This is a genomic window from Prevotella lacticifex (genome assembly GCF_019973375.1).
In the GTDB taxonomy this organism is placed as follows: Bacteria; Bacteroidota; Bacteroidia; order Bacteroidales; family Bacteroidaceae; genus Prevotella; species Prevotella lacticifex.
Map to the genome: position 1 here is coordinate 756,963 of NZ_BPTV01000001.1, position 25,316 is coordinate 782,278.

At 47.4% G+C, this 25,316-nt stretch carries 22 protein-coding genes; 15 read left to right on the plus strand and 7 right to left on the minus strand.

Features of this window, described 5'->3' with window-relative positions; genetic code table 11:
• Positions 1-3 precede the first annotated feature (3 nt).
• The 10 genes from LDN30_RS02700 to LDN30_RS02745 all read left to right on the plus strand — a co-directional run bounded on the left by LDN30_RS02700 (position 4) and on the right by LDN30_RS02745 (position 12,340).
• A complete protein-coding gene (locus LDN30_RS02700) occupies positions 4-1,167 on the plus strand; it encodes an aspartate aminotransferase family protein (protein ID WP_223925159.1) in 1,164 nt (387 codons plus the stop codon).
• 110 nt (positions 1,168-1,277) lie between these two features.
• Positions 1,278-2,060 (plus strand): pyrroline-5-carboxylate reductase family protein, encoded by a 783-nt coding sequence (locus LDN30_RS02705; protein ID WP_223925161.1) that lies wholly within the window; start codon positions 1,278-1,280, stop codon positions 2,058-2,060.
• Positions 2,061-2,320: 260 nt separating this feature from the next.
• Positions 2,321-2,875, plus strand: coding sequence for a helix-turn-helix domain-containing protein (locus tag LDN30_RS02710; RefSeq protein ID WP_223925163.1), 555 nt, complete (start codon positions 2,321-2,323; stop codon positions 2,873-2,875).
• Positions 2,876-2,921: 46 nt separating this feature from the next.
• Entirely contained in the window at positions 2,922-4,601 is a 1,680-nt protein-coding gene (locus LDN30_RS02715; RefSeq protein WP_223925165.1) for an AMP-binding protein, read from the plus strand.
• Between the two features lie 43 nt (positions 4,602-4,644).
• The gene (gene proB / locus LDN30_RS02720; protein WP_223925167.1) at positions 4,645-5,715 is read left to right on the plus strand and encodes a glutamate 5-kinase; all 1,071 of its coding nucleotides are present in this window, start codon (positions 4,645-4,647) and stop codon (positions 5,713-5,715) included.
• A 77-nt stretch (positions 5,716-5,792) separates the two neighbouring features.
• The gene (locus tag LDN30_RS02725; protein WP_223925169.1) at positions 5,793-7,043 is read left to right on the plus strand and encodes a glutamate-5-semialdehyde dehydrogenase; all 1,251 of its coding nucleotides are present in this window, start codon (positions 5,793-5,795) and stop codon (positions 7,041-7,043) included.
• Between the two features lie 38 nt (positions 7,044-7,081).
• Positions 7,082-8,044: a Rossmann-fold NAD(P)-binding domain-containing protein gene (locus tag LDN30_RS02730; protein WP_223928672.1), complete on the plus strand. Its 963-nt coding sequence runs from the start codon at positions 7,082-7,084 to the stop codon at positions 8,042-8,044.
• A gap of 32 nt (positions 8,045-8,076) precedes the next feature.
• Positions 8,077-9,093, plus strand: a complete 1,017-nt coding sequence (locus LDN30_RS02735) for a Rid family hydrolase (protein ID WP_223928673.1) — start codon at positions 8,077-8,079, stop codon at positions 9,091-9,093.
• 65 nt (positions 9,094-9,158) lie between these two features.
• Positions 9,159-10,778 (plus strand): DUF6057 family protein, encoded by a 1,620-nt coding sequence (locus tag LDN30_RS02740; protein ID WP_223928674.1) that lies wholly within the window; start codon positions 9,159-9,161, stop codon positions 10,776-10,778.
• Between the two features lie 53 nt (positions 10,779-10,831).
• Positions 10,832-12,340, plus strand: coding sequence for a TolB family protein (locus LDN30_RS02745; protein WP_223928675.1), 1,509 nt, complete (start codon positions 10,832-10,834; stop codon positions 12,338-12,340).
• Between the two features lie 839 nt (positions 12,341-13,179).
• Here LDN30_RS02745 and LDN30_RS02750 read toward each other — a convergent pair.
• The 7 genes from LDN30_RS02750 to LDN30_RS02780 all read right to left on the minus strand — a co-directional run bounded on the left by LDN30_RS02750 (position 13,180) and on the right by LDN30_RS02780 (position 21,001).
• The gene (locus tag LDN30_RS02750) at positions 13,180-13,686 is read right to left on the minus strand and encodes an HU family DNA-binding protein (protein WP_223925178.1); all 507 of its coding nucleotides are present in this window, start codon (positions 13,684-13,686) and stop codon (positions 13,180-13,182) included.
• A 312-nt stretch (positions 13,687-13,998) separates the two neighbouring features.
• Positions 13,999-15,903 carry an IS1634 family transposase gene (locus tag LDN30_RS02755; protein ID WP_223925324.1) on the minus strand — a complete coding sequence of 635 codons (1,905 nt, stop codon included), beginning with the start codon at positions 15,901-15,903 and terminating at the stop codon, positions 13,999-14,001.
• A 322-nt stretch (positions 15,904-16,225) separates the two neighbouring features.
• The gene (locus tag LDN30_RS02760) at positions 16,226-16,720 is read right to left on the minus strand and encodes a very short patch repair endonuclease (RefSeq protein WP_241864652.1); all 495 of its coding nucleotides are present in this window, start codon (positions 16,718-16,720) and stop codon (positions 16,226-16,228) included.
• 28 nt (positions 16,721-16,748) lie between these two features.
• Positions 16,749-18,329 (minus strand): DNA cytosine methyltransferase, encoded by a 1,581-nt coding sequence (locus tag LDN30_RS02765; protein WP_223925184.1) that lies wholly within the window; start codon positions 18,327-18,329, stop codon positions 16,749-16,751.
• Complete coding sequence (locus tag LDN30_RS02770) at positions 18,319-19,743, minus strand: protein NO VEIN domain-containing protein (RefSeq protein WP_223925186.1); 1,425 nt, start codon at positions 19,741-19,743, stop codon at positions 18,319-18,321. Before LDN30_RS02770 ends, LDN30_RS02765 begins: the two co-directional genes overlap by 11 nt.
• 6 nt (positions 19,744-19,749) lie before the next feature.
• Positions 19,750-20,790, minus strand: coding sequence for a DNA cytosine methyltransferase (locus LDN30_RS02775; RefSeq protein ID WP_223925188.1), 1,041 nt, complete (start codon positions 20,788-20,790; stop codon positions 19,750-19,752).
• Position 20,791: 1 nt separating this feature from the next.
• Complete coding sequence (locus LDN30_RS02780; RefSeq protein ID WP_223925190.1) at positions 20,792-21,001, minus strand: helix-turn-helix transcriptional regulator; 210 nt, start codon at positions 20,999-21,001, stop codon at positions 20,792-20,794.
• Positions 21,002-21,190: 189 nt separating this feature from the next.
• On the opposite strand from LDN30_RS02780, the gene LDN30_RS02785 reads away from it, so the two are divergent.
• From LDN30_RS02785 to LDN30_RS02805, 5 genes are all read left to right on the plus strand, one after another.
• On the plus strand, positions 21,191-21,913 hold the full coding sequence (locus tag LDN30_RS02785; protein ID WP_223925192.1) for a DUF4372 domain-containing protein: 723 nt from the start codon (positions 21,191-21,193) through the stop codon (positions 21,911-21,913).
• An 84-nt stretch (positions 21,914-21,997) separates the two neighbouring features.
• Positions 21,998-22,507, plus strand: coding sequence for a transposase (locus tag LDN30_RS02790; RefSeq protein WP_223925195.1), 510 nt, complete (start codon positions 21,998-22,000; stop codon positions 22,505-22,507).
• A 215-nt stretch (positions 22,508-22,722) separates the two neighbouring features.
• Positions 22,723-23,166, plus strand: coding sequence for an SPASM domain-containing protein (locus LDN30_RS02795; protein WP_223925197.1), 444 nt, complete (start codon positions 22,723-22,725; stop codon positions 23,164-23,166).
• Positions 23,167-23,171: 5 nt separating this feature from the next.
• Entirely contained in the window at positions 23,172-24,146 is a 975-nt protein-coding gene (locus tag LDN30_RS02800) for a hypothetical protein (RefSeq protein WP_223928676.1), read from the plus strand.
• A complete protein-coding gene (locus tag LDN30_RS02805) occupies positions 24,100-25,263 on the plus strand; it encodes a hypothetical protein (RefSeq protein ID WP_223928677.1) in 1,164 nt (387 codons plus the stop codon). Before LDN30_RS02800 ends, LDN30_RS02805 begins: the two co-directional genes overlap by 47 nt.
• Positions 25,264-25,316 lie beyond the last annotated feature (53 nt).

Genomic DNA, 25,316 nt, shown 5'->3' on the forward strand with positions numbered 1-25,316 from the left:
GATATGAAAACATTCGACGTATATCCACTTTATAATGTAAACATCGTCAAGGGCAAAGGCTGCAAGGTCTGGGACGAGAACGGTCAGGAATATCTTGACCTCTACGGTGGTCATGCCGTCATCAGTATCGGCCACTGCCATCCCCATTATGTCAGCATGCTGACACGGCAGCTCAATAATCTTGGCTTTTACAGCAATTCGGTCATCAATAAACTGCAGGTTGAACTTGCCGAACGCCTTGGCAAGGTCAGCGGTTACGACGACTATCAGCTGTTTCTTATTAACTCCGGGGCTGAGGCTAATGAGAATGCCCTCAAACTCGCCTCGTTCCAGAACGGCCGCAAGCGCGTCCTTGCCATCGACAAGTCGTTCCACGGCCGCACTTCGTTGGCTGTCGAGGTGACTGATAATCCCAAGATTGTAGCACCCATTAACGCCAATAATCATGTGACTTTTCTTCCCATCAACGACCTTAGCGCCTGGGAGAAAGAGCTGGCTAAAGGCGATGTATGTGCCTGTATCTTAGAGTGTATACAAGGTGTCGGCGGCTGCAATGTCGTCGATGCTGAATTTGCGCAGGGCTTGGCTGCCGCCTGCAAGAAATATGGCACCGTGCTCATCTGCGACGAGATACAGTGCGGTTATGGCCGTAGCGGACGCTTCTTCGCCCACCAGTGGCTCGGCATCCGTCCCGACCTGATTACCGTGGCAAAGGGTATCGGCAACGGATTCCCTATGGCCGGTGTGCTCATCTCGCCGGAGTTCAAGCCCGTCTATGGGCGTCTCGGCACGACGTTTGGCGGGAACCACCTTGCTTGTACTGCCGCCCTCGCTGTTCTTGATGTCATCGAGAAGGAGCATCTCGTCGAGAATGCCGATGTCGTGGGCAGCTATCTTATCAGCGAGTTGAAGAAGATGCAGGCTAAAGAACAGCATATCAAGGATGTACGCGGCCGCGGACTGATGGTCGGTGTGGAGATGGACATCCCCCAGAGTGAGGTCAGAAAGAAGCTCATCTACGACCAGCATTGTTTCACCGGGGGTGCCGGCACTAATGTTCTGCGCATCCTTCCGCCGTTAATACTGACGAAATCGGATGTCGACGACTTCCTGTACCGGCTCCATAAGGTGTTCGCCACATTCCCGGCAGAACCGGAATCCTGTTGATTCTGATGTTGCTGTGGACCGAAATTCGTGATAATAGCATAACCGGCAACGGCCATTCGTGGAACATTCGCGGGGTGGCCGCTGCCGGAAAATAAAATAAAGGAAAGATAATGAAAATATCAGTTATAGGAGCAGGGGCCATGGGCGGCGCGTTCGTCGAGGGTCTGCTGAAGAGTGATACAATTCTTGTCGGCGACATCACCGTCGCCGACCCCACTGAGGCTAAACTCGTCCGTTATGCTGAGCAGGGCGCGAGTGTGACCACCGACAACGCCATTGCGGCTCAGGGCTCCGACATTGTGGCCGTGGTCGTGAAACCATGGATAGTACAACGGGTCATTGAGGAGATTAAGCCTGTGCTCGACTATAAAAAACAAATGCTTGTCGTCGTGGCGGCAGGAGTGAAATCGGAACAGATCAGCGGATGGCTCGACGACGGTGCGGGCGTACTCCCGTTCTTCCTCGTCATCCCGAATATCGCCATTGCCGAGAAGCAGTCGATGACATTCATTGTTCCCGTGGGTGCCTCCGACAGTCAGACGGCAACCGTAAAGGCCGTCTTCGACGAGCTTGGCGGCAGCATCGTCACCGAGGAACGCCTTCTCGCAGCGGGCACAACGCTTGCCAGCTGTGGTATCGCTTATGCCATGCGCTACGTCCGCGCCTCCGTCGAAGGCGGTGTGGAGATGGGCTTCAAGGCCGCCGATGCCGAGAAAATCGTGCTCCAGACCGTCCGTGGCGCCGTGGAGCTCCTCCAGACTACAGGACAGCATCCCGAGGCTGCCATCGATCAGGTGACCACGCCGGGCGGCGTGACCATCAAGGGACTCAACGAGATGGAGCATGCCGGCTTCACGTCGGCAGTAATCCGCGGCCTGAAAGCAGGTCTTTAAAGGAAATCTTCAGCGGGCATGACTGCGTTTCCGTCTTCGTGGCGACCGTAGAAACTTTGTCCTGAGCAGTTTGCGGCTGGTGTCCGGCAAGCAGCTGTGGCCACTGGCTTGGGTCGTCATGACGGATGCAGCTCACTCGACTTTGCACCGTCGGTTTCATTCCCAGACATATCTATTCGTTAAACTAACGTGAAAAAGGATGTTTTTCAGTACTTTCTCACGAAAATGTTGTACTTTTGCGGTAATTTATACGAATACTTATGGAAGAAGCAATAAAACAAATCGGTGACCGCTTGAGAGGTCTTCGTGAGTCGCTCGACCTCACGACAGATGAGGTGGCTAAGGCCGGCGGCGTGACTAAAGAGAAGTATGAGTTGATGGAGGCTGGCGAGACGGAGCTCTCGGTCAGTACCCTTCAAAAGATAGCCAAGGCTTACAATGTAGAGCTCGATGCTCTGATGTTCGGTGAGGAGCCCCATATGAGCAGCTATTTCCTTACCCGTCGTGGTAAGGGGCTGAGCGTGGAGCGCCGTAAGGCATATCAGTATCAGAGTCTTGCCAGCGGATTCCGTGGTCGCAAGGCCGATCCGTTCATCGTGAAGGTGGACCCCAAACCCGATGATACGTTCCTGCAGAAGAACTCGCACCCGGGCCAGGAGTTCGATATGGTGCTCGGCGGACGTATGGAACTGACCATCGGCAGTAAGGTTCTAACCCTCGACAAAGGCGACAGCATTATCTTCGATTCCACACAGCCCCACTGCATGCGGGCGCTCGACGGCAAGACAGTGACGTTTTTGGCAATAATCTTTTAGTGAACCTTCATCGAACATTAGCAACTGACTATCAATAAAATACATCATGATAGAAAGATTCTTAACACAGACTCATTTCTCTTCAGAGGAGGATTTCAAGAATAACCTGCATTTCATCGTTCCCGAGAATTTCAATTTCGCCTATGACGTCATGGACGTGTGGGCCGAGGAACAGCCCGATAAAGAGTGCCTGCTGTGGACCAGCGAGCGTGGTGAGGAGGTGAAGACGACCTTCCGGCAGTTCAAGGAGCAAACCGACCGCACCGCAGCCTACTTCCTCAGCCTCGGCATCGGCAAGGGCGACAAGGTGATGCTCATCCTCAAGCGCCACTATCAGTGGTGGCTGTCGATGATGGCGTTGTGCAAGATTGGTGCCGTAGCCATACCCGCAACCCACATGCTCACAGCGAAAGATATTGAATACCGTAATCAGCGGGCTTCAGTCAAGGCCATTATCTGTGCCAACGACGAGTATGTCACCACGCAGATTGCGAATGCTATGCCCGATAGTCCTACGGTGAAAGTTCTCGTAGCGGTCAATTCCATGGCGCAGGTCGGCAAGCATCCTATTCCCGAGGGCTTCCACGACTGGCATGAGGAGTGGCCTAAGGCACCGGCATTCCATCGCCCCGACTTCGTCAACGAGAACGGCGATACCATGCTGATGTACTTCACCAGCGGTACCAGCGGAGAGCCGAAGATGGTCGCCCACGACTTCCTTTATGCCCTCGGACACCTCACCACGGGCGTGTTCTGGCACAATCTGGACGAGAACAGCATCCATCTTACAGTTGCCGACACTGGTTGGGGCAAGGCCGTTTGGGGCAAACTCTACGGGCAGTGGTTCGCCGGAGCAACAGTTTTCGTCTTCGATCACGAGAAGTTTACGGCCGAGAAGATTATGCGGGTGATGGAGAAATATCACGTCACATCGTTCTGCGCGCCTCCAACGATATACCGTTTCATGATTCAGGAGGACTTCTCGAAGTATGACCTCAGCGCGCTAAAGTACTGTACCACAGCCGGTGAGGCCCTCGAGCCTGCCGTCTATGAGAAGTTCTATGAGCTCACAGGACTGAAGATGCATGAGGGTTTCGGCCAGACAGAGACCACGATGACCCTCGGCACCTTCCCGTGGATAGAGCCAAAGCCGGGAAGTATGGGCAAGCCGAACCCTCAGTACTGCATACGGCTGGTTAAGGCCGACGGTACGGAATGTGAGGACGGAGAAAAAGGAGAGATATGTATCGACACCCGCAACGGAAAGGCCATAGGCCTGTTCAAGGGCTATTATCGCGACGAGGAACTGACAAAGAAGGCATGGCACGACGGCCTCTATCACACCGGCGACCTTGCATGGCGCGATGAGGACGGTTACTACTGGTTTGTGGGCCGTGCCGATGATGTCATCAAGAGCTCTGGCTACCGTATAGGTCCGTTCGAAGTCGAGAGCGCGCTGATGACCCATCCGGCCGTCGTGGAGTGCGCTGTGACCGGCGTTCCCGACCCCGTAAGAGGAATGGTTGTCAAGGCCACCGTCGTTCTGGCTAAGGAATATAAGGACAAGGCCGGCGATGCGCTTGTCAAGGAGTTGCAGAATCACGTCAAGCACGAGACGGCCCCTTACAAGTATCCGCGCCGTATAGAGTTTGTCGATGAACTGCCGAAGACCATATCCGGAAAGATCCGCCGTGTGGAGATAAGAGAGAAAGACAGTAAAAAATAATCTAACAGCTTCCCCTCCCGGGGATGAACAATGTAAGGAAGAAATGAAACGAATAGTAGTAAAGGTGGGCAGCAATGTCCTGACACGTGCCGATGGCAAACTTGATATCACCCGAATGTCGGCAATTGTCGACCAGCTCGTATGGTTGCGTGGGCACGGCTATGAGGTAATACTTGTATCGTCGGGTTCAATGGCTGCCGGACGTGATGAGTTGAGAATTGACCATAAACTCGACAGCGTGTCGCAACGGCAGCTCTATTCGGCTCTCGGTCAGGTGAAGCTCATCGGCCTTTACTACGACCTCTTCCGCGAGTATGACGTTCATATCGGTCAGGTGCTGACGATGAAAGAGAGCTTCTCCACCCGTGGCGAGTACCTCAACCAGCGCGCTTGTATGAACGTCATGCTTGAGAACGGGGTGATACCTATTGTAAATGAGAACGATACGACGAGCATCACCGAGCTGATGTTCACCGATAATGATGAGTTGGCCGGTCTCGTGGCATCGATGATGGCCGCCGACGCCCTCATTATCCTCACCAACGTGGACGGAATTTATAACGGAAATCCTTCCGACCGCAATACGCGCATAATCCCGATGGTCAACTACGACCGCGATCTCAGCGAGTATATCCAGACGAGCAAGAGCCATTTCGGGCGTGGCGGAATGATTACCAAGGCCAATATCGCACGGAAGGTTGCCGATGAAGGCATAAAGGTTATTATCGCTAACGGCAATACCGACAATATTCTTGTAGAGTTGGTGGAACGTCCGCAGCAGACCCTGCATACCGAATTCCGGCCGAATCCGAATCCTACGACACAGGTGAAGAAGTGGATTGCCCATAGCGAGAGCTTCGCCAAGGGTGTCGTCCACGTCAATGCCAAGGCCTGTGCGGCCTTAGAGAGCGAAAAGGCCACATCGCTGCTGCTCGTCGGCGTGACAGCCGTTGACGGTGATTTTGAGGAGGGCGACATCATCAATATCGCCGATCCGTCGGGCAATACCATCGCCATCGGCCGCAGCGCTTATTCGTCCGATGAGGCCCGGAAGAATATCGGAGTCCACGATATCCGTCCTCTCGTCCACTACGATTATCTATATATGGAATAGCCGTTGACACTGTGGCACTGCGTCCCTGACGCTTTACTAGGTAGTCAATATCTTTTACAGAATACAAAAGGAATCCAATGACGCTAACAAATACATTCAAAAAGGTCAAGGCAGCGTCGAAAACGCTTGCCCTTGTGTCCGATACCGTTCGTAACGACATCCTCAATGCCGTTGCCGATGCCATCGTTGCCGGTAAGGATACTATCCTCAAGGCTAATGCTGCCGACCTCGAAAAAGCCGGTAAGGACTATGCTTTCTACGATCGTCTGCTCCTAACTCCCGACCGTCTCGACGCTATTGCCGCCGACATGCGCCATGTCGCCACATTGCCGTCGCCGCTCGGCCGCATACTGAAGGACAGAACGCTCGACAACGGCCTCCATCTGCGTCGGGTGAGTGTGCCGTTTGGTGTCATAGGAATGATTTTTGAGGCCCGTCCGAACGTCACTTTCGACGTGTTCTCGCTCTGTTTCAAGAGTGGCAATGCGGCTATTTTGAAAGGCGGAAAGGAAGCCGACGGCACCAATCGCGCTGAGGTTGAGCTCATCCATGAGGTACTCCGCCGGTATAACGTCGACCCCTCCGTGGTTGAACTCCTCCCCGCTACCCATGAGGCCACGGGCGAACTGCTGACCGCTGTCGGCTATGTCGACCTGTGCATTCCCCGTGGCAGCAAACGGCTTATCTCGTTTGTGCGCGATACAGCCAAGGTTCCGGTGATAGAGACTGGTGCCGGTGTCGTCCACTGCTATTTCGACGAGAGCGGCGATATGGCCAAGGGACAGCGCATCGTCGACAATGCCAAGACGCGCCGCCCCACCGTCTGCAATGCTCTCGACTGCCTTCTCGTCAACCGCAAGCGTCTTGCCGACCTCCCGCAGCTCGTTGCGCCGTTGGCAGCGAAAGGCGTCCGCCTCCATGCCGATGCCGAAGCCTTCGAGGCTCTCAGCGGCTCCTATCCCGAATCGCTGCTCGAGAAAGTTGCCGATGACAACGTCTGGGGGACCGAATGGCTCAGTATGCAGATGGGCGTGCGCACCGTCGGAACCGTCGATGAGGCCATAGCCCATATCGACAAGTACGGCAGCGGCCACAGCGAGAGCATCGTTACGGAGGACAAGGCCGCAGCCCGCCACTTTGAGGATATGGTCGATGCCGCTTGTGTGTATGTCAATGCACCGACGAGTTTCACCGACGGTGCCCAGTTTGGGCTCGGAGCAGAGATAGGTATCAGTACCCAGAAACTCGGTGCCCGTGGTCCTATGGCTCTTGAGGAGATGACAACGTACAAATGGCTTATCGAAGGCAATGGACAGATACGTAAGTAGTTACGTGCAGTCACGGATATAAAATAATAAAGGAAAATATGAGGACATTCTTTAATGTAGAAGACATTGGCGACCTCAATAAGGCATTGAGTGAAGCCAAGGAAGTGAAAGCAAACCGTTTTGGATTCCAGGGGTTAGGCAAGAACAAGACCCTGTTGATGATTTTCTTCAACAACTCCCTGCGCACCCGTCTGTCGACCCAGAAGGCCGCTATGAACCTCGGCATGAATGTCATTGTCCTGGATGTCAATGCGGGAGCGTGGAAACTTGAGACCGAGCGCGGCGTTATCATGGACGGCGACAAGAGCGAACATCTCCTCGAGGCTATCCCCGTGATGGGCTGCTACTGCGATGTTATCGGCGTGCGCTCTTTTGCCGGACTCTCCGACCGTGAGTACGACTATGCCGAAACGATTGTCAATCAGTTCGTTAAGTACTCCGGCCGTCCCGTCTTCGCTATGGAAACGGCTACCGTCCATCCCCTTCAGGCCTTTGCCGACCTCATAACCATCGAGGAACATAAGAAGAACTCCCGTCCGAAGGTGGTGCTGACGTGGGCTCCCCACTGCCGTGCCCTACCGCAGGCCGTGCCAAACTCGTTTGCTCAGTGGATGAACGCCGCTGATGTCGACTTCGTCATCACGCAGCCCCACGGCTATGAGCTCGACCCGAAATTTGTGGGTTCAGCCCGCGTGGAGTACGATCAGAAGAAGGCTCTCGAAGGTGCCGACTTCGTATATGCCAAGAACTGGAGCTGTCCTGGAGTGGAGAATGCGTCCGACTACGGAAAAATTCTGTCGAAGGATATGAGCTGGACCATTGATGCCGAGCACATGAGCTGGACCAACGACGGCTATTTCATGCATTGTCTGCCGGTGCGCCGCGGACTGATCGTTACCGACGATGTCATCGAGAGCGACCACAGTCTTGTCATCCCGGAGGCTGCCAATAGGGAGATATCGGCGGAAGTAGTGATAAAACGCATTCTTGAAAGTTTATAGAACGGCAAGTATCTTAAACCTTACCTTACTGAATGAACCGATATAAAATATTTAAACCTGAAAGTAGAGAGACATTTAAACGGCGTACAGATGAGCTCGATGCAGCCCTGACCGGTTATCTCCGCGACGAGGAGCAAGCGGGACGGCATCTGCAATATGCCAAAATTTTCCTCAGCGACGCTCAGAACCAATACCACGACCTGATGGAAAGCAGCCTTTACCGCAACCATTTTGCGGGAAAGGCTGTCTCCATTGTCGGTCAGCCACCTGCCGACGGGAGCAAGATCAGCGTCCTGACAAGGACCACCGACGGCCCCGACGATTTCATCTTCCAGAGTCTGCGGCTCACCGAGGATGAGGCTGTGGGCCTCGACAGCTACCAGCAGACGATGCTGCTGTTTGGCAAATATCTTGACAGTATAAAAGATAGCGGTCTGACGATGAACACCAATCTTGTGCGCACATGGATTTACGTTGCCGGCATCGATGTCAACTATGCCGGTGTGGTGAGAGCCCGCAACGACATCTTTGACCGCTATGGGCTCACTGCCGACACCAACTATGTCGCCTCCACCGGCATCGGCGGCCATACAGCTGTGCGCCATGCACTTGTGGCCATCGACTTCCTGACACTCCCGACGATTGCCGAGAACGACAAGAAATACCTCGAAGCCCTCGACCATCTGAACCCCACCCACGAATACGGTGTGGCCTTCGAGCGCGGGACGCGCATCAGCCACGGCGGCGAGAACCTCTTCCTCATCTCCGGAACAGCGAGTATCGACAGTCGCGGACGGGTAGTCCACATTGGTGATGTGGGCCTCCAGACGCGCCGTCTGCTCGAGAATATCGACGCCCTGCTCAGCGATGGTGGTGCCAGTCTGGACAATGTCAACTATTTTGTCATTTATCTCCGTGACCCAAGCGACTATAATCTCGTCGACGGGTATATGAAAGCACGGTTCCCCGACAAGCCTTTCATCATCGTAGCCGCGAAAGTCTGCCGTCCGGAGTGGCTCATCGAGATGGAATGTACGGCCACGATATAGCTGTCATCCAATGCTCTTTGTAACCTATTATACTAAATTATACAGTCTGTCAATACTTTGGAAAAATGAACGTTGGATCGTTTAAACCCCATAAGGCTATGCTTTCAGCCACCTCCGTCGGTGCATGGCACCGTCCGATAATAGCGGTATGCACCTTGCTTTTTGCCGTTATCATCTTCTGTTTCTATCAGTTTCTGTACCCCTATCACTTCTATTATCAGGAACAGAATCAGCTTTTCCTCCAGACTGGCGAGTACCTCCGCCATTATTTCGACAAACCCGCGGGCTTGTCGAGGCTCGTCGGCGACTGGCTCACGCAGTATTATTACTACCGCTTTGCGGGTCCTGTCATCCTCTCCCTTGCCGTCACCATCACCGGCCTCGCGGTGCGATGGAGCCTCAGTGCGGCCGGAATGCGACGGGCTACGTGGCTTGCCGGCCTGCTCGTAGCCACACTCCTATTTGCCTTTACGTGGCACTACAGCTACCTGCTGTCATCGGTGCTGTCGGTGCTCTTCTCCCTGCTGCTCTTCTGTGGTGCTGCACTGCTATCGCGCCATATCGGCAACAGCATCTGCCGCTATGCTCTCTTGCTCCTGCCCATGCCCCTCAGCTTCGTGCTTTTCGGCTACGGATGGATGGTCTGTGCCGTGTGCCTGCTGATTCTTGAGGCCAGCGGGCGGCGGCGGACGGGTGCTGCCATAGCCCTTGTGTCCATCTTCGTGATGCTCCTTGCCGTCCCCGCCACAAAGCGCTTCTACTGGCTCGATGCCGGCGATATGTACTCATGGCCGGGCATGGGGAAGATTGTAAAACCGGAATTCGACCTCGAAACCGACTTCGGCGCGGCTGCCGAATACCGTCTCGGCAACTGGGACAAGGTGACGGCAATGGTCGAGGCCACACCGTCGCCGACCGAAGGACAGCTCTTCTTCTACAATCTCGTGCAGGCCCAGCGTGGTAATCTGCCAAACGTGATATTGAAATATCCCGACAACTACCTTGGAACCTTCGAGAAGATCGGCCCCTCGACACCGCTGCTCACCCTGAAACGCATCAATGAACTCTACTGGGCCCTTGGCGATGCCACCTTCGCCGAGCGTGCGGCCCTCCAGGCTCTTGTCTTTTCGCCCGACAACCGCAATGTGGGGATGATTAAGCGGCTCGCCGAGGTCAATATCGTCAGCGGTGACACGAAGGCTGCCGACAAGTATCTGCGGTTGCTCGACAAGACCGCCGTCTACCATTCGTGGGCTCTTGCGGCTCCGCATAATCCCGTTTATGCCGCTAAAAAGGCGATGGTGAACCGCAAGGATACCCTTCGCACAAGCGACAATGCCCACGTGATAATGATGGAACTCCTCGACAGCAATCCGCGTAACACCGTAGCCCTCGACTATATTCTCTGTAGTGACCTGATGCTGAAGGATATAGCCAACTTCAAGCGCGACTACGACCGCTACTGCATGCGCAACGGCGTGGGGCGGATCTTCCCCGTCTACCAGGAGGCACTGATGATATGGCTCGCCGGAACGGGGGCCAGCCAGACCACGTGGGAGAAATACATCAAGATGCCGGAACTCATCAAGCGGTTCTCCGACTACAACGCAATGAGGGGCAACAGTGCCTTCAGCGATACCTATTGGTATTGGTTCGACACCCACAAGGCTCCAGAGGTCAAATAGTTCCAGCCCTTCGGGGAAATTAAAATTATTAACAGACAATCAACTATCGAAGAATGATGAACAAGAATGTTCTATATTATATAAAAGGTGTCGTCGCCCTGACCATCCTTATCCTCCTTGCGGCCTGCTCGCCACACGTCGAGAACGCGGTGGAGAAGGATACCCTGCCACCAATATATCCCGACTATACCGACGTGACAATACCACGTAATATCGCACCGCTCAACTTCATGCTCCGTGGCGATGTCCAGGCGGTCAGCGTCAGCATCAACGGCGAGACGGTCGTAGCTGCCGACGGCCGTAAGGTTGTCTTCGATGACGGTCAGTGGCATGAGATTATGGAGAGAAATGCCGGCAAGGACTTGACGGTCAAGGTTTTTGCCGAGAATGACGGTCAGTGGACAGCCTACAAGACTTTCCGGTTGACTGTTGCCGCCGACACCATCGACCCGATACTCACCTACCGTCTCATAGAACCCGACTACGAGGTGTGGAACCACCTCCAGATTCAGCAGCGGAACATAACGAATTTCGATACCAAACCCCTTGCCGACTGGCATCTCCAGGAGAACCGGTGCATGAACTGTCATGGATTCTCCAACCGCGACCCGCAGCTCTCGATGATGTATGTCAGAGGAAAGGGTGGGGGAGCAATCCTCAACGACCATGGCCACATGCGCAAACTGAACCTCAAGGCGTCGACACCCACCGACTCGATGGTCTCGTCGAGCGTCTATTATGGTTTCTCGCCGTCGGGGCGCTATGTTGTCTTCTCCACCAATATCATCATTCCGGCCTTCCATGCGCGTCCCGACAAGCGGCTGGAGGTGTACGACACCAAGAGCGATGTATATGTTGCCGATCTCAAGACTCATACCATCATCCTCGACCCTCAGCTCGCCGACACCACGAAGTTGGAAACGTTCCCGACATTCTCGCCCGACGGAAAATTCATCTACTACTGCTCGGCCGATAAGCGGGGGCTGTATTCTAAGAATCTCCGCGGCTTACAATACAGCCTCCTCCGCATCCCCTTCGATGAGGCAAAGGGAACGATTGGCGATAAAGTCGATACCCTCGTCAATGCCGACAGGAATGCTGACGGAAGACAAAAGCTGTCGGTCTGTCATCCGAAAATATCCCCCGACGGCCGCTATCTTCTCTACACCGTCGCCGACTATGGCACCTTCCCCATCTGGCATCAGGAGAGCGACCTGCGGATGATGGACCTTACGACCGGGCGGGTCGACTCGCTCGGCATCGTAAACAGCAACAAGAGCGACACTTATCACTCATGGTCGTCGAACAGCCGGTGGTTTGTCTTCGCCTCGAAACGCGACGACGGACAATATGGAAAGCCCTACTTCTGCTATGTCGACAGCAAAGGGGTGGCACATAAGCCTTTCGTACTGCCACAGGCCGATCCCGAATTCTACGACGACAACCTAAAGAGCTTCAACGTCCCCGAACTCGGTCGGGCCCCGCTGCCCTTCGATGCTGCCGACGTGGAGCGTGCAATGAAACTCGATGCCGAGAGCTTCTCATTGAAGCGTGACCGCTGATCGTCGCGACGCTCCGCTCTGATTAGGTGACTGTTCCCGTTGGATGAAAAATTACTAAAATTCGATTACTTGGCTAACGAACTGAAGTACCAATGTCGTAGCCATAGCTGGTCCGCTCTAAAAATCAGTGACTTGGAGAAATCTTTAAGCCGCTGATTTTCTTTTTGGGAGTCTTTGCTTTAGAAAGGCAAACGTATTGTTGTTTACATCTGAAACAGCTTTTTCTGGTTGGGAATTGTTAGCTGTCTTCTTCATGGTATTTGTTGTTGTCCTTTCTGCTACTTTTGCCCGTATTATTATCCCTCTTGTGAAGAGATTAATCAAAAGTGAACTTGGTTCCTGTGGCTTTCATGGATGGTCTTAGTGAGTCTTAATTCAATGCAAAGATAATAAATTTTTCCCCCGAATGCAAGTTTTTAGCCATATTTTTTGTATTTGGTCATGCTATGAATGTGGATATTTCGCAATCAAAGTTTGTGATTGCCGGTTGCTTCAGTGCACGATTCAGCCTTCTCTGCCATATGCAAATATGCCTAATCGTACTTTTTGTGTTGTTTGTGCAGAAGACGATGGAGATTTCTTTTGCACGAATATCACGAACCAAACAATTCAGACATGCCTAAGTCACGATTTTTTCCCTTTTTGGTAATGGTGTTATACTGGTTGAACCGCTGTCCCAATGTCAGCACCATGTGCCTAAGGCAGAGTGTGCAGTCGGCAATTTGCTCGTCGAAATCCGTACATTAGAAATAGTTGATTGAGATGGGTGAACTTGTAGGAATAAGTAATTCCTATTCTTCGGGAGAGGCAGCGGTTCGGGAACCGCCGCCCCTAATGAATTAGACGCCCTCGCGTCCACCCTCACCGTCGCCTGTGGTGCCTGACTGGCCGCCGGAAGAGGTGCTGCCTGAGCCGCTGCCGGAGCTGCCGGTGGCTGGCTCGCCGGACGCGGAGCCGCCCCACTCCTTGACGCGGGCACCGGTGATCATGGTGCGGGTCCGGGAGCCGTCTTGAGCAACCTTAGTCTCAGGCTGGAAGAGGACGCGGAGCTTGCGGATGTTGTCGGCGGTGAACTTCTCAATGGTCTTTGCCGGACGGGTCGACATACCCATCTTGAAGGTTCCGAATCCGCTGAGCTTCACGCGCTGTGACGACTGGAGGGCGCGGGTCATCTCGTCGATGAGGGCGATGATGACGGCTACAACGTCGGCGCGGTGAATGGTACACTTAGCCTCGATAGCCTTGGCGAGGTCGTACTCGGTGACGGTTCCCTCGTCGACTGCGCGTCCGTAATACTCGCCCTTGTGGGCTGAATTCTTTCGACCTGTACGAATGAAATCTGCCATTTTTCAGGCAGCGAGTTCTTCATTGATGGTTCTATTCCTTAATATCCTTGAGAGTCTTAATATTTTTGTCCAAGATTTTGTAACTTCCGAGTTTCGTGTACTTATCTAATCCATCTTTATGAATGTCTTCAAACTGGTAACCATCGTCTAACGTCCTACCTCCTCCTTCTTTGAAAACTAAAGTTAGTTTTATCATAGACTCGAACAGAAAATTGGTTAGAGTCATTGCTGCCATATATTTCTTTAACCCAACTTTGACATCGTATTTTGCTTAGTTGTTCTGTATCAGCAATTTAGTGTTTTTAAAAAGTCCTACTGTGTTCTACAGATTTTTATTTTTTTAAATGGCACTTTACTGATTTTCAACAACTCGTAGATTTCAGCTGCACTATCTGTAGGCACACTGCACAGTCTGGTCTCGACAGCCTCTCCAAGCGCATTTACTGCTGTGGTAGTAACTGCTTTTTGAGTCTTCATGATCCGCATGATCTCCGACCAGTACGGTGTCGAACGCTCCCGCCCATGCTCATCCTTGCCTTGCTTTCGCCGGGCAACCTTCATCTGATGGCGCACGGTGTTTACTATCCAGTAAGCCAGCAGCCCTAAGAAAAGGTGTGCGTCTGCCCTATTGTCAGTCTGGTGGTATATGGGCCTGAGGCTGAGGTCGGTTTTGAGCTGCCGGTTGGAGCATTCTATTTCACGTATAAGATTATAGTAGTTCCAGGTCGTTTCCTCATCTAATTTCTTCACATTGGTTCTGAGGAAGTATGTTCCGTATTCCACCTTGTCCGGGATGTTGACCTCCCATGTCATAGAAGCGACTTTGTCGTGTCCGTCATCCTCAACTTTTATATTGTAATATCGGCTTATAGAGGGATATTTTCCTTGCAGGGCACCGATCCTGTTTTGTACCTTGCCGTAGTTTTTTATCCCGTGTTTTGATTGGGTACTCTTTCTGATTTTTTTCAACCCTTCCTCAAAACGCTCACGGAATTTGCGGTTCATGGATTCTTCCTTCAACGCTTTTGCAGGAGAGTCTATTTTGAGGTAACAGTCGTCATTCTTGGCCGTTGTTACGCGTTGAAGCGTTATCTCGCGCTTCAAGCAATCGCAAACTGTGACTTTGGGAGCATTCTCGGGGGTGGTGTATTCGGTAAGAGCTTTGCGGGATACACAAAGATAGTTGTATCCTTTGTCCCTTATAGTCTTGAGGTTATCTTCAGTTGAGATACCTGCGTCAATGACTACAAGCACTCCCTCGTTATCGGGACATTTGGCCGGATTCTCAGCAATAAGCTCGTCCACCATGTTGGGAAGTGACTTTGGATCGGCGGTATTGCCTTCCAGTACCGCACTGTAACGTATGAAGCCGTCAGTATTGATGCATAGCGCGAGGACAAGCAGCTTGCAGTCGCTGCGTTTCTCCTTTGAACGGCCAAAGGCAGCCTTCTTGCTGCCGGTCTTGCGTCCCTCAAAATAAAAGTTGGTGAGATCGAAGAGCATAATGCGGTTGGTCGGTTTGAAGAGGTCGTCGGTCTTGTGGCAAAGATACTTCTCAAGCTTATCCTTTATGGAATAAAGGTCATCGGCAACTCGATATATCCTCCTTGGAGTTATTTTGGCCATAGGAAGGTCAAGGAGTTCGCACACTGCAGAGTTCTCTTTTATAATGGATATTGACTTTAATTCGGACGGAGTATAGGCCGCCCTCGTAATAAGATGGGCCAAAGTGACCTTCACCTTGTCCTCAGACCATCCCAAAGAACGGAGAAATGTATCCAGACCAAGTTTACGAATCGTTTGCAGGCATAGCCATTCGCAGCCGACTTCCCTTGCGTCTGTATGCCTCATAGTGTCAACATCTATCCGTTTCCTGGCCTTGGACTTGCTTCTCTCGTAGGCGTTGCCCACAATATCAAGTTTTTCCTCCTCGACAAGTCTGGCCCAGTACGCATGCACTCTGTCACGAACCACTTCCGAGTAACCTTGCAGTTTCTCATCCCAAAGTTGGACATCCTTCTGGTGATTGTACAGATACGTCAGTCCACGCGCAACATCTCTTATCTGCTCTGGGGATAGGTCATGTATAAACCCGACATTGAGCAATATCAAAGTACATACCCTACCGCTGGCATCGCGATAGGACTCCTTCAGACGGTAATACTTCTCGTCTTTACACGTCTGTGGGTTGTAACGTATTTGGGACGTAAAATTCATGCCGCAAAGATAAGCAATCCCTACGACATTGCTGTGTTCTACATTGCGATTTTGAGCAGTTTGACCACGCAAACCCCTATAAACACTGGAAAAAATTCTGAAAAAAAACATTAGAGCGTCAAACTTGGGTTAAGAATAGGCAATCACAAATTTCTTTAATATCAGGAAATAAAGGCCCAAGAACATACAACCGTGAATAGCACAAATTCATTATTCGCTGTAATGTACTCGAATCCGTTTCTACAGTTAGTGCAGATTCTATTCTTTTGGAAACTTCTCCGACAGAGAACTCCTTATCTTTACAATTATTACACATTAACTTTTACTCTTTATTGTTAGTGAAGACTTGCTTATTATAGAACTCATTTGGTTCAGCTGCAATAGAAGTATCGTTTTCCACTTCTGGCCTTTCATATTTTACCGTATGGTCTTGAAGGTAAATGTGATTTAGAGTGTAGGTCAAAGACTCCAAGGTCTTATCGCGTTCTCTTGGCTTTAATTTACATTCCCAAATAGTGATACAATGCCAGCCCATTTTTGCAAGTAGTTGCTGTTCTTCCTTATCACGTTCAACATTGCGCTTTATCTTCTGCCTCCAAAACTCTACGTTTGATTTTGGAAGTCTGAAATACTTGCAATCATTATGACCGTGCCAGAAGCATCCATTTATAAAGATGCAGGTTCGATATTTGCGGAGCACAATATCAGGATGGCCCGGCAACCGTGAACTATTAAGACGGTATCGAAACCCATTTTTCCAAAGGTATTTACGCACAAGAACTTCTGGCTTCGTACCCTTGGAGTGGATAGCAGCCATGTTCTTGTGTCGTTGCAATGTGGTTAAATTATCCGACATGTTTCATGTCTATATGCTTGAGTTTCCGATCCAAATCTATAATGGTTGTGTCGGTAAAAGTATGCCATATCTCTAAATCTATCATTTGATAATCAGAGTACAAAGGCTTTACAAACTCAATCTCAAATACCAATCGTATATCATTCGGATTTTCTCCCATTTGACCCTCTTTCCTATTTCCAAGCCGAGCCACTTTTATGAGGTATAGATCCTTAATGCCCTTTCCTTTTATATATGGCATAAAATAATACAACTTGTTAAGTGCGATTGTAGCAGGGAATCTTCTCCCTGTATAATAGATTTTCGCACTATGGTTGCTGTATTGATCAACATTATCATTCTTAACCAAAGATATAAGAACATTTTTGTTTAAAACTGCATTTTCATGCTCATATGAAGCTTTGCCGTATGTATCATTAAATGGCTCCTCAACAACGGAATTGTTAACGATTTCACTATCTTTATACATATCGAAAAGCTCGAACAAATCTAATTGTTTATACCTCTGGGTATGCTTTTTTTCCTTTACTGGGCAAAAAGAACTTTCAGGATTCTTATCCATGAAATCCTTTATATCAGCTTCGCTAAGTTCTCCTTGTGCGACTATTGCCTTCTCTAATTGCTTAGCAACATACCACATAAAGACTGGAGGTACAGCATTTCCTATTTGCTTGTATGATTTCGGCTCAGAATCATTCAGCAAAAAATTATCCGGAAATGACTGAATCCTTGCGGCTTCACGAGGAGTAAAGCGTCGATACAATTCTTTATCAGGATCTACAAGAAGGATGGGGTCTCTTGAATTCATACTTGTTTTAGCCAAATGCGCAGTTATGGTCAGACAAGGTTTTGACAAGTCTTGCCAAAGCCCTCTCTTCATGTTCTTTTTGGCCTTCTTGACTCCTTCAACAGCTTTCTGTGAGAAATAATATTTTTTGTCATCAATAGCCAGTTTGTCTATAACTGCACTAAGCGGTGTCCCATTCTCCTCAGTACAAATGGGTGTCGGAAACTCATAATTGTAAACTAAGTCATTGCGAATGCCCACAATGATGACACGTTCTCTTCGTTGCGGAATGCCAAATTCTACAGCCTTTAGAAGTCTGAACTGCACTCTGTAACCACACTGGCAAAATTCTCCTATAATTTTATTGACTATGCTCCCACCTTGCAAAGTCATCAACCCCTTGACATTTTCACATATAAAATATTTGGGTTGTTTAATCTGCAAGAAGCGTACTATCTGTTTGTAAAGGTTTGCCCGGTCATCGTTTGTATCCTTTGTGGGATTCACTGTACTAAAAGACTGGCAGGGAAATCCTCCAATCATTATGTCAACATCAGGAGTCTTTTCAAAATCCACCTGGGTCACATCTGCGCACACGGCTTTATGCTTGAAATTTTTATTATATGTCTCTACTGCCCATTTGTCAAAATCTGCAGCATAGACGATTTCAAACGGCAATTTTTCGTATTTTTCCCCCAAATACTCAAAACCGCCGACCATTCCAAGATCAGAGCCACCACACCCACAAAACAAGGACGCAACATTCATATGTTTATTCGGCATATCTTTTTTCAATTACAGAAGCATCAAAATTCATTTGATAAATGGTAGGATAGACTTCTATCTGCCCCTCTTCCGCTTTCTTATATGGGTTTTGAATTCTCACAACAAACGTCTTGGTCTTTGTAAAATAGACCCTATATATGTTATAATAATCACCATATTGTTCTGCTGCTACCCACTCTTTTGCAGTGATGTTTATAGAATCCATCCAAGTTGGAGAATCAAAAGATGGCTCTGTTACGCGTTTTGTAGCCTTTACCTCTATATATCTTGCAAATTCAGGCCGATTAGGATTTTCATCCGCCTCGATAGAAGAGATGTCATATCCCAAGCCTTTGGTCTTTCCCAGCAATAGAACCTTATTAACAAGACGCTCTCTATAGTTGCGTACTCGTTCTTGCTCTATACGGAATACTAATGCTTCACCTTCATCTCCAAGATCAACGGACGATTTTGTCGCTCCGGAATGAGCCTTTTGATCTTCCCTGCCTACTATTATAATATCATCTCTGAATTTTGTATGAACATTTAGAAGCTCACGATTAAACTTCCCATAAGCAGTTTTCCAATCCTCAAGATAGATTTTTTGCTCCGCGATCGTTTTCAAACTGTACTTATATGGGTCGAAGATAAAGTCATCCTTATGCTTGATGAAACAAGCAACAGTTTCCGTCTCTTCTTTGTTTAGCCAAATATATGTTTTATCAGTCTCTACGACATTAGCTAATTCCAACAGATTAAATTGCTCTTTGATATGTTGCCAGTCTCTTGAGCCAGACAGTTTTTCTCGCTTGACTTTATTCCTGCGATCTGACATAATCTGGTCATAAACGACACTGCAAGGTATTCGCCCTTGTAGCACATCGAGATTGTTAAGCACATAGTAACCAATTTCCTGCTTGGTTAACAATTCCTTCTCGGGCTGACTCTGCGCATAATATAGAAGCTCAACTACATAGCAGAAAGGCTTAATGTGTACATGGTTCCGTATGTCATCTTGAATATACTGAAACCATTTGGCACCATTTGGGAACTGAAAGTTCAGACATAGATTCTTGAAGAATGTCGGATAATCATCATTCTCTATGAGGTACTTACAAGAATCGGACTCGTTAATATAGGTCTTTTCTGTCACATAATCATAATATGGATAGTAAAGTCCTAGTAACGTTCCTGCTATTTCTGTAAGGTGATTCAAAACTGTCTTTTGATTGTTCTCAGGGAGCAGATCAAAAGCTTCCGTTTCGAATAATGCTTTTGATAACACCTTGCAGCATGATTTCTTAAATTGATCTTCTTCACAAGGGCAATATTTGTGCACCATGTTCGCATACAATGGAAGAAGATCTTCCATATCTGTTTGGCTTTTACCACGTATTATGGTGCACCTATATTGGTGTGTTGGATTATACATATTCTTTTATTTTAACTGTTTTTTTAATGCCGTTGCTATTACCTGTGCTAACAGAGGTGGAACTGCATTCCCGATTTGTTTCAATTTGCTTGTTTTATTTCCAATAAATACAAATGAATCAGGAAACGATTGCAGTCTTGCGCTTTCTCGAGCGGAAGGTACACGATTGTACTTGTAATGGAAATGATGAAAATGGCCAGTGTCTATCGTCATACTTGGCTTATTGCTATTCATACGTGTCCATGCGATATGTACCTTTCTTGTTTGCTGAAGTTCTAGAGGTAAATCTTTGTAATTGCCTCCATCAGGCACCATTGCGATAATTTGCTTTGTTCTTTCATCATGATTTGTTATCTCATGATTATAGACCTTGTCACATCCTTTTCTCATAAGTGCTTGATAATCACTTAGAGGTGGACATGGATAATCACCTCCATCTTCAATGCTGTTCTCCGGCAAATCAGAAATAGCCTCTTTGCAAGTGACCGGAGTACTTACGGTGGGAGCAGGAAATTCGAAGGTCTTCTCATTAAGCATACCCACAAAAATCGCTCTTCTACGGTTTTGAGGAACACCATAATCGGACGCAAGGAGTACCTTGTAAGTCACTTTATAACCTAACTCCGTAAAATCGTTTACGATGGAATCACGAACTACGCCACCTCCAATAGAGAGGATGTTTGGTACATTCTCCAAAACAAATGCTTTTGGTTTGAAGTATGAGACCATTCTTACAAACGCCTTATACAAGCGGTTGCGTTCATCATCGACAATGCGCTTGCCGGCTATTGAAAATCCTTGGCAAGGAGGACCTCCAATAATAACATCAACTCTTTGGCTAGCTATCTGTTGTTCGACTTTTTCTGGCGAAAGCTTTGAAAGGTCTGCGCAAAGAGTCTTGCCGTTTTTGTGATTGTGTCTATAAGTTACCAAGGCATCTTCCCACATGTCAATTCCTAACAGAATATTGTATCCTGCATTCTCAAAGCCTAGTGAAAGACCTCCACATCCACAAAAAAGATCTATTACATTATAATTCTGACTCATTTTATTTTCCTTCAACCCTTATAAGTTCAGTGTAGTCAACATTAAGAAGCTCAGAAATTTTTATTAAAATTTCGATAGAAGGCTGAGATTGGTTTGTACACCACTTACTTATTGTCGTTGGGTCTTTACCTAACTCCTTGGCTAACCATTTGGCGGTTTTGTTCTTCTCACACAAAACGACCTTGATTCTATTTAAGACATGATTTTCCATTCTCTTATTTTATTTCTACAAAGGTAGATAAATTATTTCAAGGAAACAAAAATCTTCCATAAATTATACGCAAAATTATTGTTGTCCGGTAAACAAAAAAATCAAAAGCTGAAAAAAGGGGAATAAATCCCGCTGGATTCTTCCCCAAAGTTACTATCTTTGTGTTGCTAAACAAAAACGATGGTAACCATGAGCAAAGATATTAATTTTTCCGGACATCCAGTACTAAGTCAGATAATAAAGTTGATAAACCGAGATAAAGTGAACGAGTTAGCCACAACTACAAAAGTCAACAGGTACGTGAAGAGCTTCGATGCCTTTACGCATCTTGTAGTGATGATATATGCGGCATTGAGCGGTGCCAAGTCTATCAGGCAAGTTGTAGAGGGTTTTGAGGCCAACGTAACCCGCCTGAATCACCTGGGCATCTCCTATTTGGTGAGACGCAGCACTCTGTCTGACGCAAACAAGAAGCGGACAAGCCAGTTTTTTGGTGATGTTTACAAGGCCCTATACGAGCGATATTCGTCCTTTTTATCGGACAGCAAGTCCTCCAAGGCTCTTCAGAAGGGGTTATACATCCTTGACTCGACCACGATAAGCCTTTTCTCTCAGATACTTAAGGGTGTTGGACGGACTCCTAAAAATAGCAAGAAAAAGGGCGGAATAAAGGCTCATACGCTGTTAGAGGTCTCATGTGTGCTTCCGTCTTTTGTAGATTACTCCGCCGCTGCCATACACGATCACAGTAGAATGAGCAGTATCTTGTCGCTCCCATCTGGATCATTCACTGCGTTTGACATGGGTTATGTAGATTACTGGATGTGGAAGCAATTCACAGACCATGACATCTTCTTTGTCACCAGACAAAAGGACAAAATGAGCTTTACTGTGATAGAGAATATAGCATGAAGTAGCGATGATGACATTGTATCCGACCAGAAAATATCAGTCGTCTATCGTCATACTACGGAAAGAGAGCTGACCGAGGGGGAAATGAAACACAGACGAGGCAGGAAGCCAAAGAAACGTCCTACAGTGAAACAAACTGAGACGGGAACGTTAGTTCTCAGACGCGTCGTAAAGAAAACCGATGATAAGAAAGGGACTATTGCGTTCATTACCAATAATTTCAGTTTGTCAGCAAGTGAAATCGGTGAAATATATAGACGGCGTTGGGCTATAGAGTGTCTGTTTAAACGTCTCAAGCAGAACTTCCCCTTGAAGTATTTCCTGGGAGACAGCGTTAATGCCATAGAAATACAGATTTGGTCGGTTATGATAGCTTATCTCTTGACAAGGGTTATCTCCAGAAAGGCAAAAGATAAGATGTCGTTTTCCAATCTCGTATGCGCTATCCGGCTTACAATGTTCTCCTATATTGACATTGTAGCCATGGTCGTAGACCCCTTACGTGCTTGGCGTGATCTCAAGGAGGCCCAGCGAAAGCAGGCTTTGGCTTACAATCAGAAATATATACAATTAAGCCTCTTTGATGACCTATAGGGGTTACTTTTCAGAAATGAGTATCATGTGCCGTATTTACTGGGTTTCCGAGAGCTAAAATCACGGAATCTGGGTTTTACCGGGACAGCAATAGAATAAATTATACTGTTCAAAATTTTGGAAGTTTAAGTAGAATATTATGTAGTTTTGAAGATTTACCAAAACATTACAAAGAATTTATTAGATTTGATTTTCAAAGGGTCTGGCAAGATTCAATGAACAAATTCGATGAAATAAATATGAGGGTCAAGTCGATTCGTTTATTATTCAAGAAAAAAGGGTTTGTAGTCTTGGATAATTATATTCTTCATGATGTAAGTTGTTCATGCTATGCTGACAAGAGGAATTATGTCTTAATTAATTATGATGGAATGGTTTATGGATGTACAGCAAGGGATTTTGTAAAAGAAAATTCTATTGGTCGTCTAAATAGTATAGGAGTAATAGATTATAGGAAAGATGTCGTTGAACTTCGAAACTCGATTAAGTTTTCAAAAGGAATTTGCTGGACATGTAGACTAGCACCAATATGTGGGGGCGGTTGTAAGCAAAAAGCTTATGAGACATTAGATATTAATGGTTGTGCTTTCAACTATAATTCTTATGATAAAGACAATATTGTATTAGATATCTTTGAGCATTATATCCTTAACTTATAGACTTTATGGCACGATTTCGTTGTAGATTTGTTTTAATATTGGTTTTTGTCTTTTGTTCTTTGCATCTTATAGCTGATGACAGTATAAAAGTACAGCGGTTAGACGAAGTTGTGGTAAGAAATTCGAGATCATGGGTTGATGGTAATAAGATTGTTTTTGTTCCGACCCGCCACGAGAAAAATCTGTCAAACAGTCCGGAAAGTTTGCTAAAGAATATGCATCTTCCTGTTATTAGGAAGGTCAATGGGGCTCTAAAAGGACGGAATGGTGAAGATATTACTATATTTATTAATGGTGTAAAGGCTAACAATGTCGATTTGTCTACATTCTGGCCTAAGGAAGTGCGCAGAGTGGAATATTTCGAGGATTCTTCTGATCCTGCTTTTGAAGGTGCGAGAGCTGCTGTAAATCTTGTAACTACAAAGTATATTCTGGGAGGTGTAACTAAAATTAACCTCTATCAAAAGATACCCGACTTCGGTAATAATAGTGTATCGTCTAAAGCCGTTTACAAAAAAATGACGTATGGAGTCTTGTTAAATGGTAATTTTTTTCGTGACCACCGAACAAATACGTCAGGTTCAGAAACCTACTCAAACTTATTTTACAACAATGTCCATTATGATAATATTAACAGGATTACAGATGAACATAGCTGGAGTAAGGAAGATGCTTTTTCTTCAGTAGTAAACGCAAGGTATCAGACGGAACGATTCCGTGCCACACATACATTAGCTCTTAATTGGAAGAGTAATCCTGGAAGTGGTAGTAATAGTATAAATACATGGACGCCAGCGGTATTTGCTTCTCCATCAGCTTACGGAACCAGTAAAGATAGAAGTGTTACACCACAAATTTCGGGTGAATACTATGCATCATTCTCTAATAAATGGTCAGCGACTGGACATTGGTCATATGCATTTTCACGAAATCATGCGTCGTCAATTAACAGTTTTAGGAGGCAAAGAAGAATTTTATAACCATACTACAGAGAATGTAAACTCAGTTAAGGCGGTGGTTAACCCCTATTATCTTGCATCAAAGAACTGGACTTTTGCTATGACTCTTTCAACGGCAATGGACTGGTATTCTTCACAATATAGTGGTACATCATTAGCTCATGCAAATCAAAGACGTGGGGAGAGCAAATTCAATGTTAAGGCATTTTGGCAACCCAGTTACAATCTCCAATTGTCTCTTGCACCTGGTGGCTATCTTTCATATTGGAAAGTAGGGAATGAACGTAGTGATTGTTTCTTTCGGCCTACGGTCAATGCGTCAGCCTATTGGAATCCAGACAAGAAATTGTCATGTGGCTTCAATTCGCAATTCTACTCAGAAGGACCAGGAGCCGATCAATCATCAGATGTGATAATTAAGCAGTCTGAACTAATATGGGCTGAAGGAAACCCAACATTGAAGAATCTGACTTCCTTGGATAATTATCTTTATACGACTTGGTTGCCAAAGGACTGGTTGTCTATGAATTTCGGCTTAGGATATACAAGAACAACCAATAGCATAGTTCCATTATATATGAGTCAGAGCAATGATTACGGAGGAATTGCCGTGGCTTATACTAACGCGATGCCTGTTGATCATCTGCGGGCAAATTATGAAATTTCACTTGATTTGTTTAATGATGATCTTTCAATCAGTGCCACGCCGGAATGGTATTATACAAAGACAAGAGGAGAATATGCGACAAATTTCAACTATCTGTCTTTTTCTGCAGATGCGGATTACACTATAGGCAATTGTCGTATTAAGGTGTGGTATGATGGACCATACAAAGATGTTGATATGGCAGGAATGGAAAAAACGTGGAAACAGGGTCGCGTCAATGCACAATTTACGTATGGAAATGGTAATATGTTTCTCGAATTTACAGCAGAAAACATTCTAAACGATAAAAGTAAAAGTTGGGATAGGATTAATTCGAATAATTATAGTTCTTCGAGAAACATTCTTGCAACAGGGCGTACGTTTGCTGTTAATCTGACATACACTTTCAGTTATGGTAAAAAGACGGATAGAGAATTTGACTTCGACAATTCGTACTCCGCAAAATCAAGTATTGTAGGAGTAAAGAAATAGTGTAGGGGTGTGAAAGTTAGTCAGGGACCACCATCTTTTAGCAATAAAAATCA

Bases quoted from the DNA above. Each gene is read 5' to 3' on its own strand.
- LDN30_RS02730 (WP_223928672.1), top strand. From the start codon at position 7,082: ATGAGGACATTCTTTAATGTAGAAGACATTGGCGACCTCAATAAGGCA.
- LDN30_RS02765 (WP_223925184.1), bottom strand. From the start codon at position 18,329: ATGCCGAATAAACATATGAATGTTGCGTCCTTGTTTTGTGGGTGTGGT.
- LDN30_RS02725 (WP_223925169.1), top strand. From the start codon at position 5,793: ATGACGCTAACAAATACATTCAAAAAGGTCAAGGCAGCGTCGAAAACG.
- LDN30_RS02800 (WP_223928676.1), top strand. From the start codon at position 23,172: ATGGCACGATTTCGTTGTAGATTTGTTTTAATATTGGTTTTTGTCTTT.
- LDN30_RS02805 (WP_223928677.1), top strand. From the start codon at position 24,100: ATGCGTCGTCAATTAACAGTTTTAGGAGGCAAAGAAGAATTTTATAAC.
- LDN30_RS02775 (WP_223925188.1), bottom strand. From the start codon at position 20,790: ATGAGTCAGAATTATAATGTAATAGATCTTTTTTGTGGATGTGGAGGT.
- LDN30_RS02705 (WP_223925161.1), top strand. From the start codon at position 1,278: ATGAAAATATCAGTTATAGGAGCAGGGGCCATGGGCGGCGCGTTCGTC.
- LDN30_RS02760 (WP_241864652.1), bottom strand. From the start codon at position 16,720: ATGGCTGCTATCCACTCCAAGGGTACGAAGCCAGAAGTTCTTGTGCGT.
- LDN30_RS02735 (WP_223928673.1), top strand. From the start codon at position 8,077: ATGAACCGATATAAAATATTTAAACCTGAAAGTAGAGAGACATTTAAA.
- proB (WP_223925167.1), top strand. From the start codon at position 4,645: ATGAAACGAATAGTAGTAAAGGTGGGCAGCAATGTCCTGACACGTGCC.
- LDN30_RS02740 (WP_223928674.1), top strand. From the start codon at position 9,159: ATGAACGTTGGATCGTTTAAACCCCATAAGGCTATGCTTTCAGCCACC.
- LDN30_RS02790 (WP_223925195.1), top strand. From the start codon at position 21,998: ATGAAACACAGACGAGGCAGGAAGCCAAAGAAACGTCCTACAGTGAAA.
- LDN30_RS02755 (WP_223925324.1), bottom strand. From the start codon at position 15,903: ATGAATTTTACGTCCCAAATACGTTACAACCCACAGACGTGTAAAGAC.
- LDN30_RS02770 (WP_223925186.1), bottom strand. From the start codon at position 19,743: ATGTATAATCCAACACACCAATATAGGTGCACCATAATACGTGGTAAA.
- LDN30_RS02795 (WP_223925197.1), top strand. From the start codon at position 22,723: ATGAACAAATTCGATGAAATAAATATGAGGGTCAAGTCGATTCGTTTA.
- LDN30_RS02780 (WP_223925190.1), bottom strand. From the start codon at position 21,001: ATGGAAAATCATGTCTTAAATAGAATCAAGGTCGTTTTGTGTGAGAAG.
- LDN30_RS02785 (WP_223925192.1), top strand. From the start codon at position 21,191: ATGAGCAAAGATATTAATTTTTCCGGACATCCAGTACTAAGTCAGATA.
- LDN30_RS02715 (WP_223925165.1), top strand. From the start codon at position 2,922: ATGATAGAAAGATTCTTAACACAGACTCATTTCTCTTCAGAGGAGGAT.
- LDN30_RS02750 (WP_223925178.1), bottom strand. From the start codon at position 13,686: ATGGCAGATTTCATTCGTACAGGTCGAAAGAATTCAGCCCACAAGGGC.
- LDN30_RS02745 (WP_223928675.1), top strand. From the start codon at position 10,832: ATGATGAACAAGAATGTTCTATATTATATAAAAGGTGTCGTCGCCCTG.
- LDN30_RS02710 (WP_223925163.1), top strand. From the start codon at position 2,321: ATGGAAGAAGCAATAAAACAAATCGGTGACCGCTTGAGAGGTCTTCGT.
- LDN30_RS02700 (WP_223925159.1), top strand. From the start codon at position 4: ATGAAAACATTCGACGTATATCCACTTTATAATGTAAACATCGTCAAG.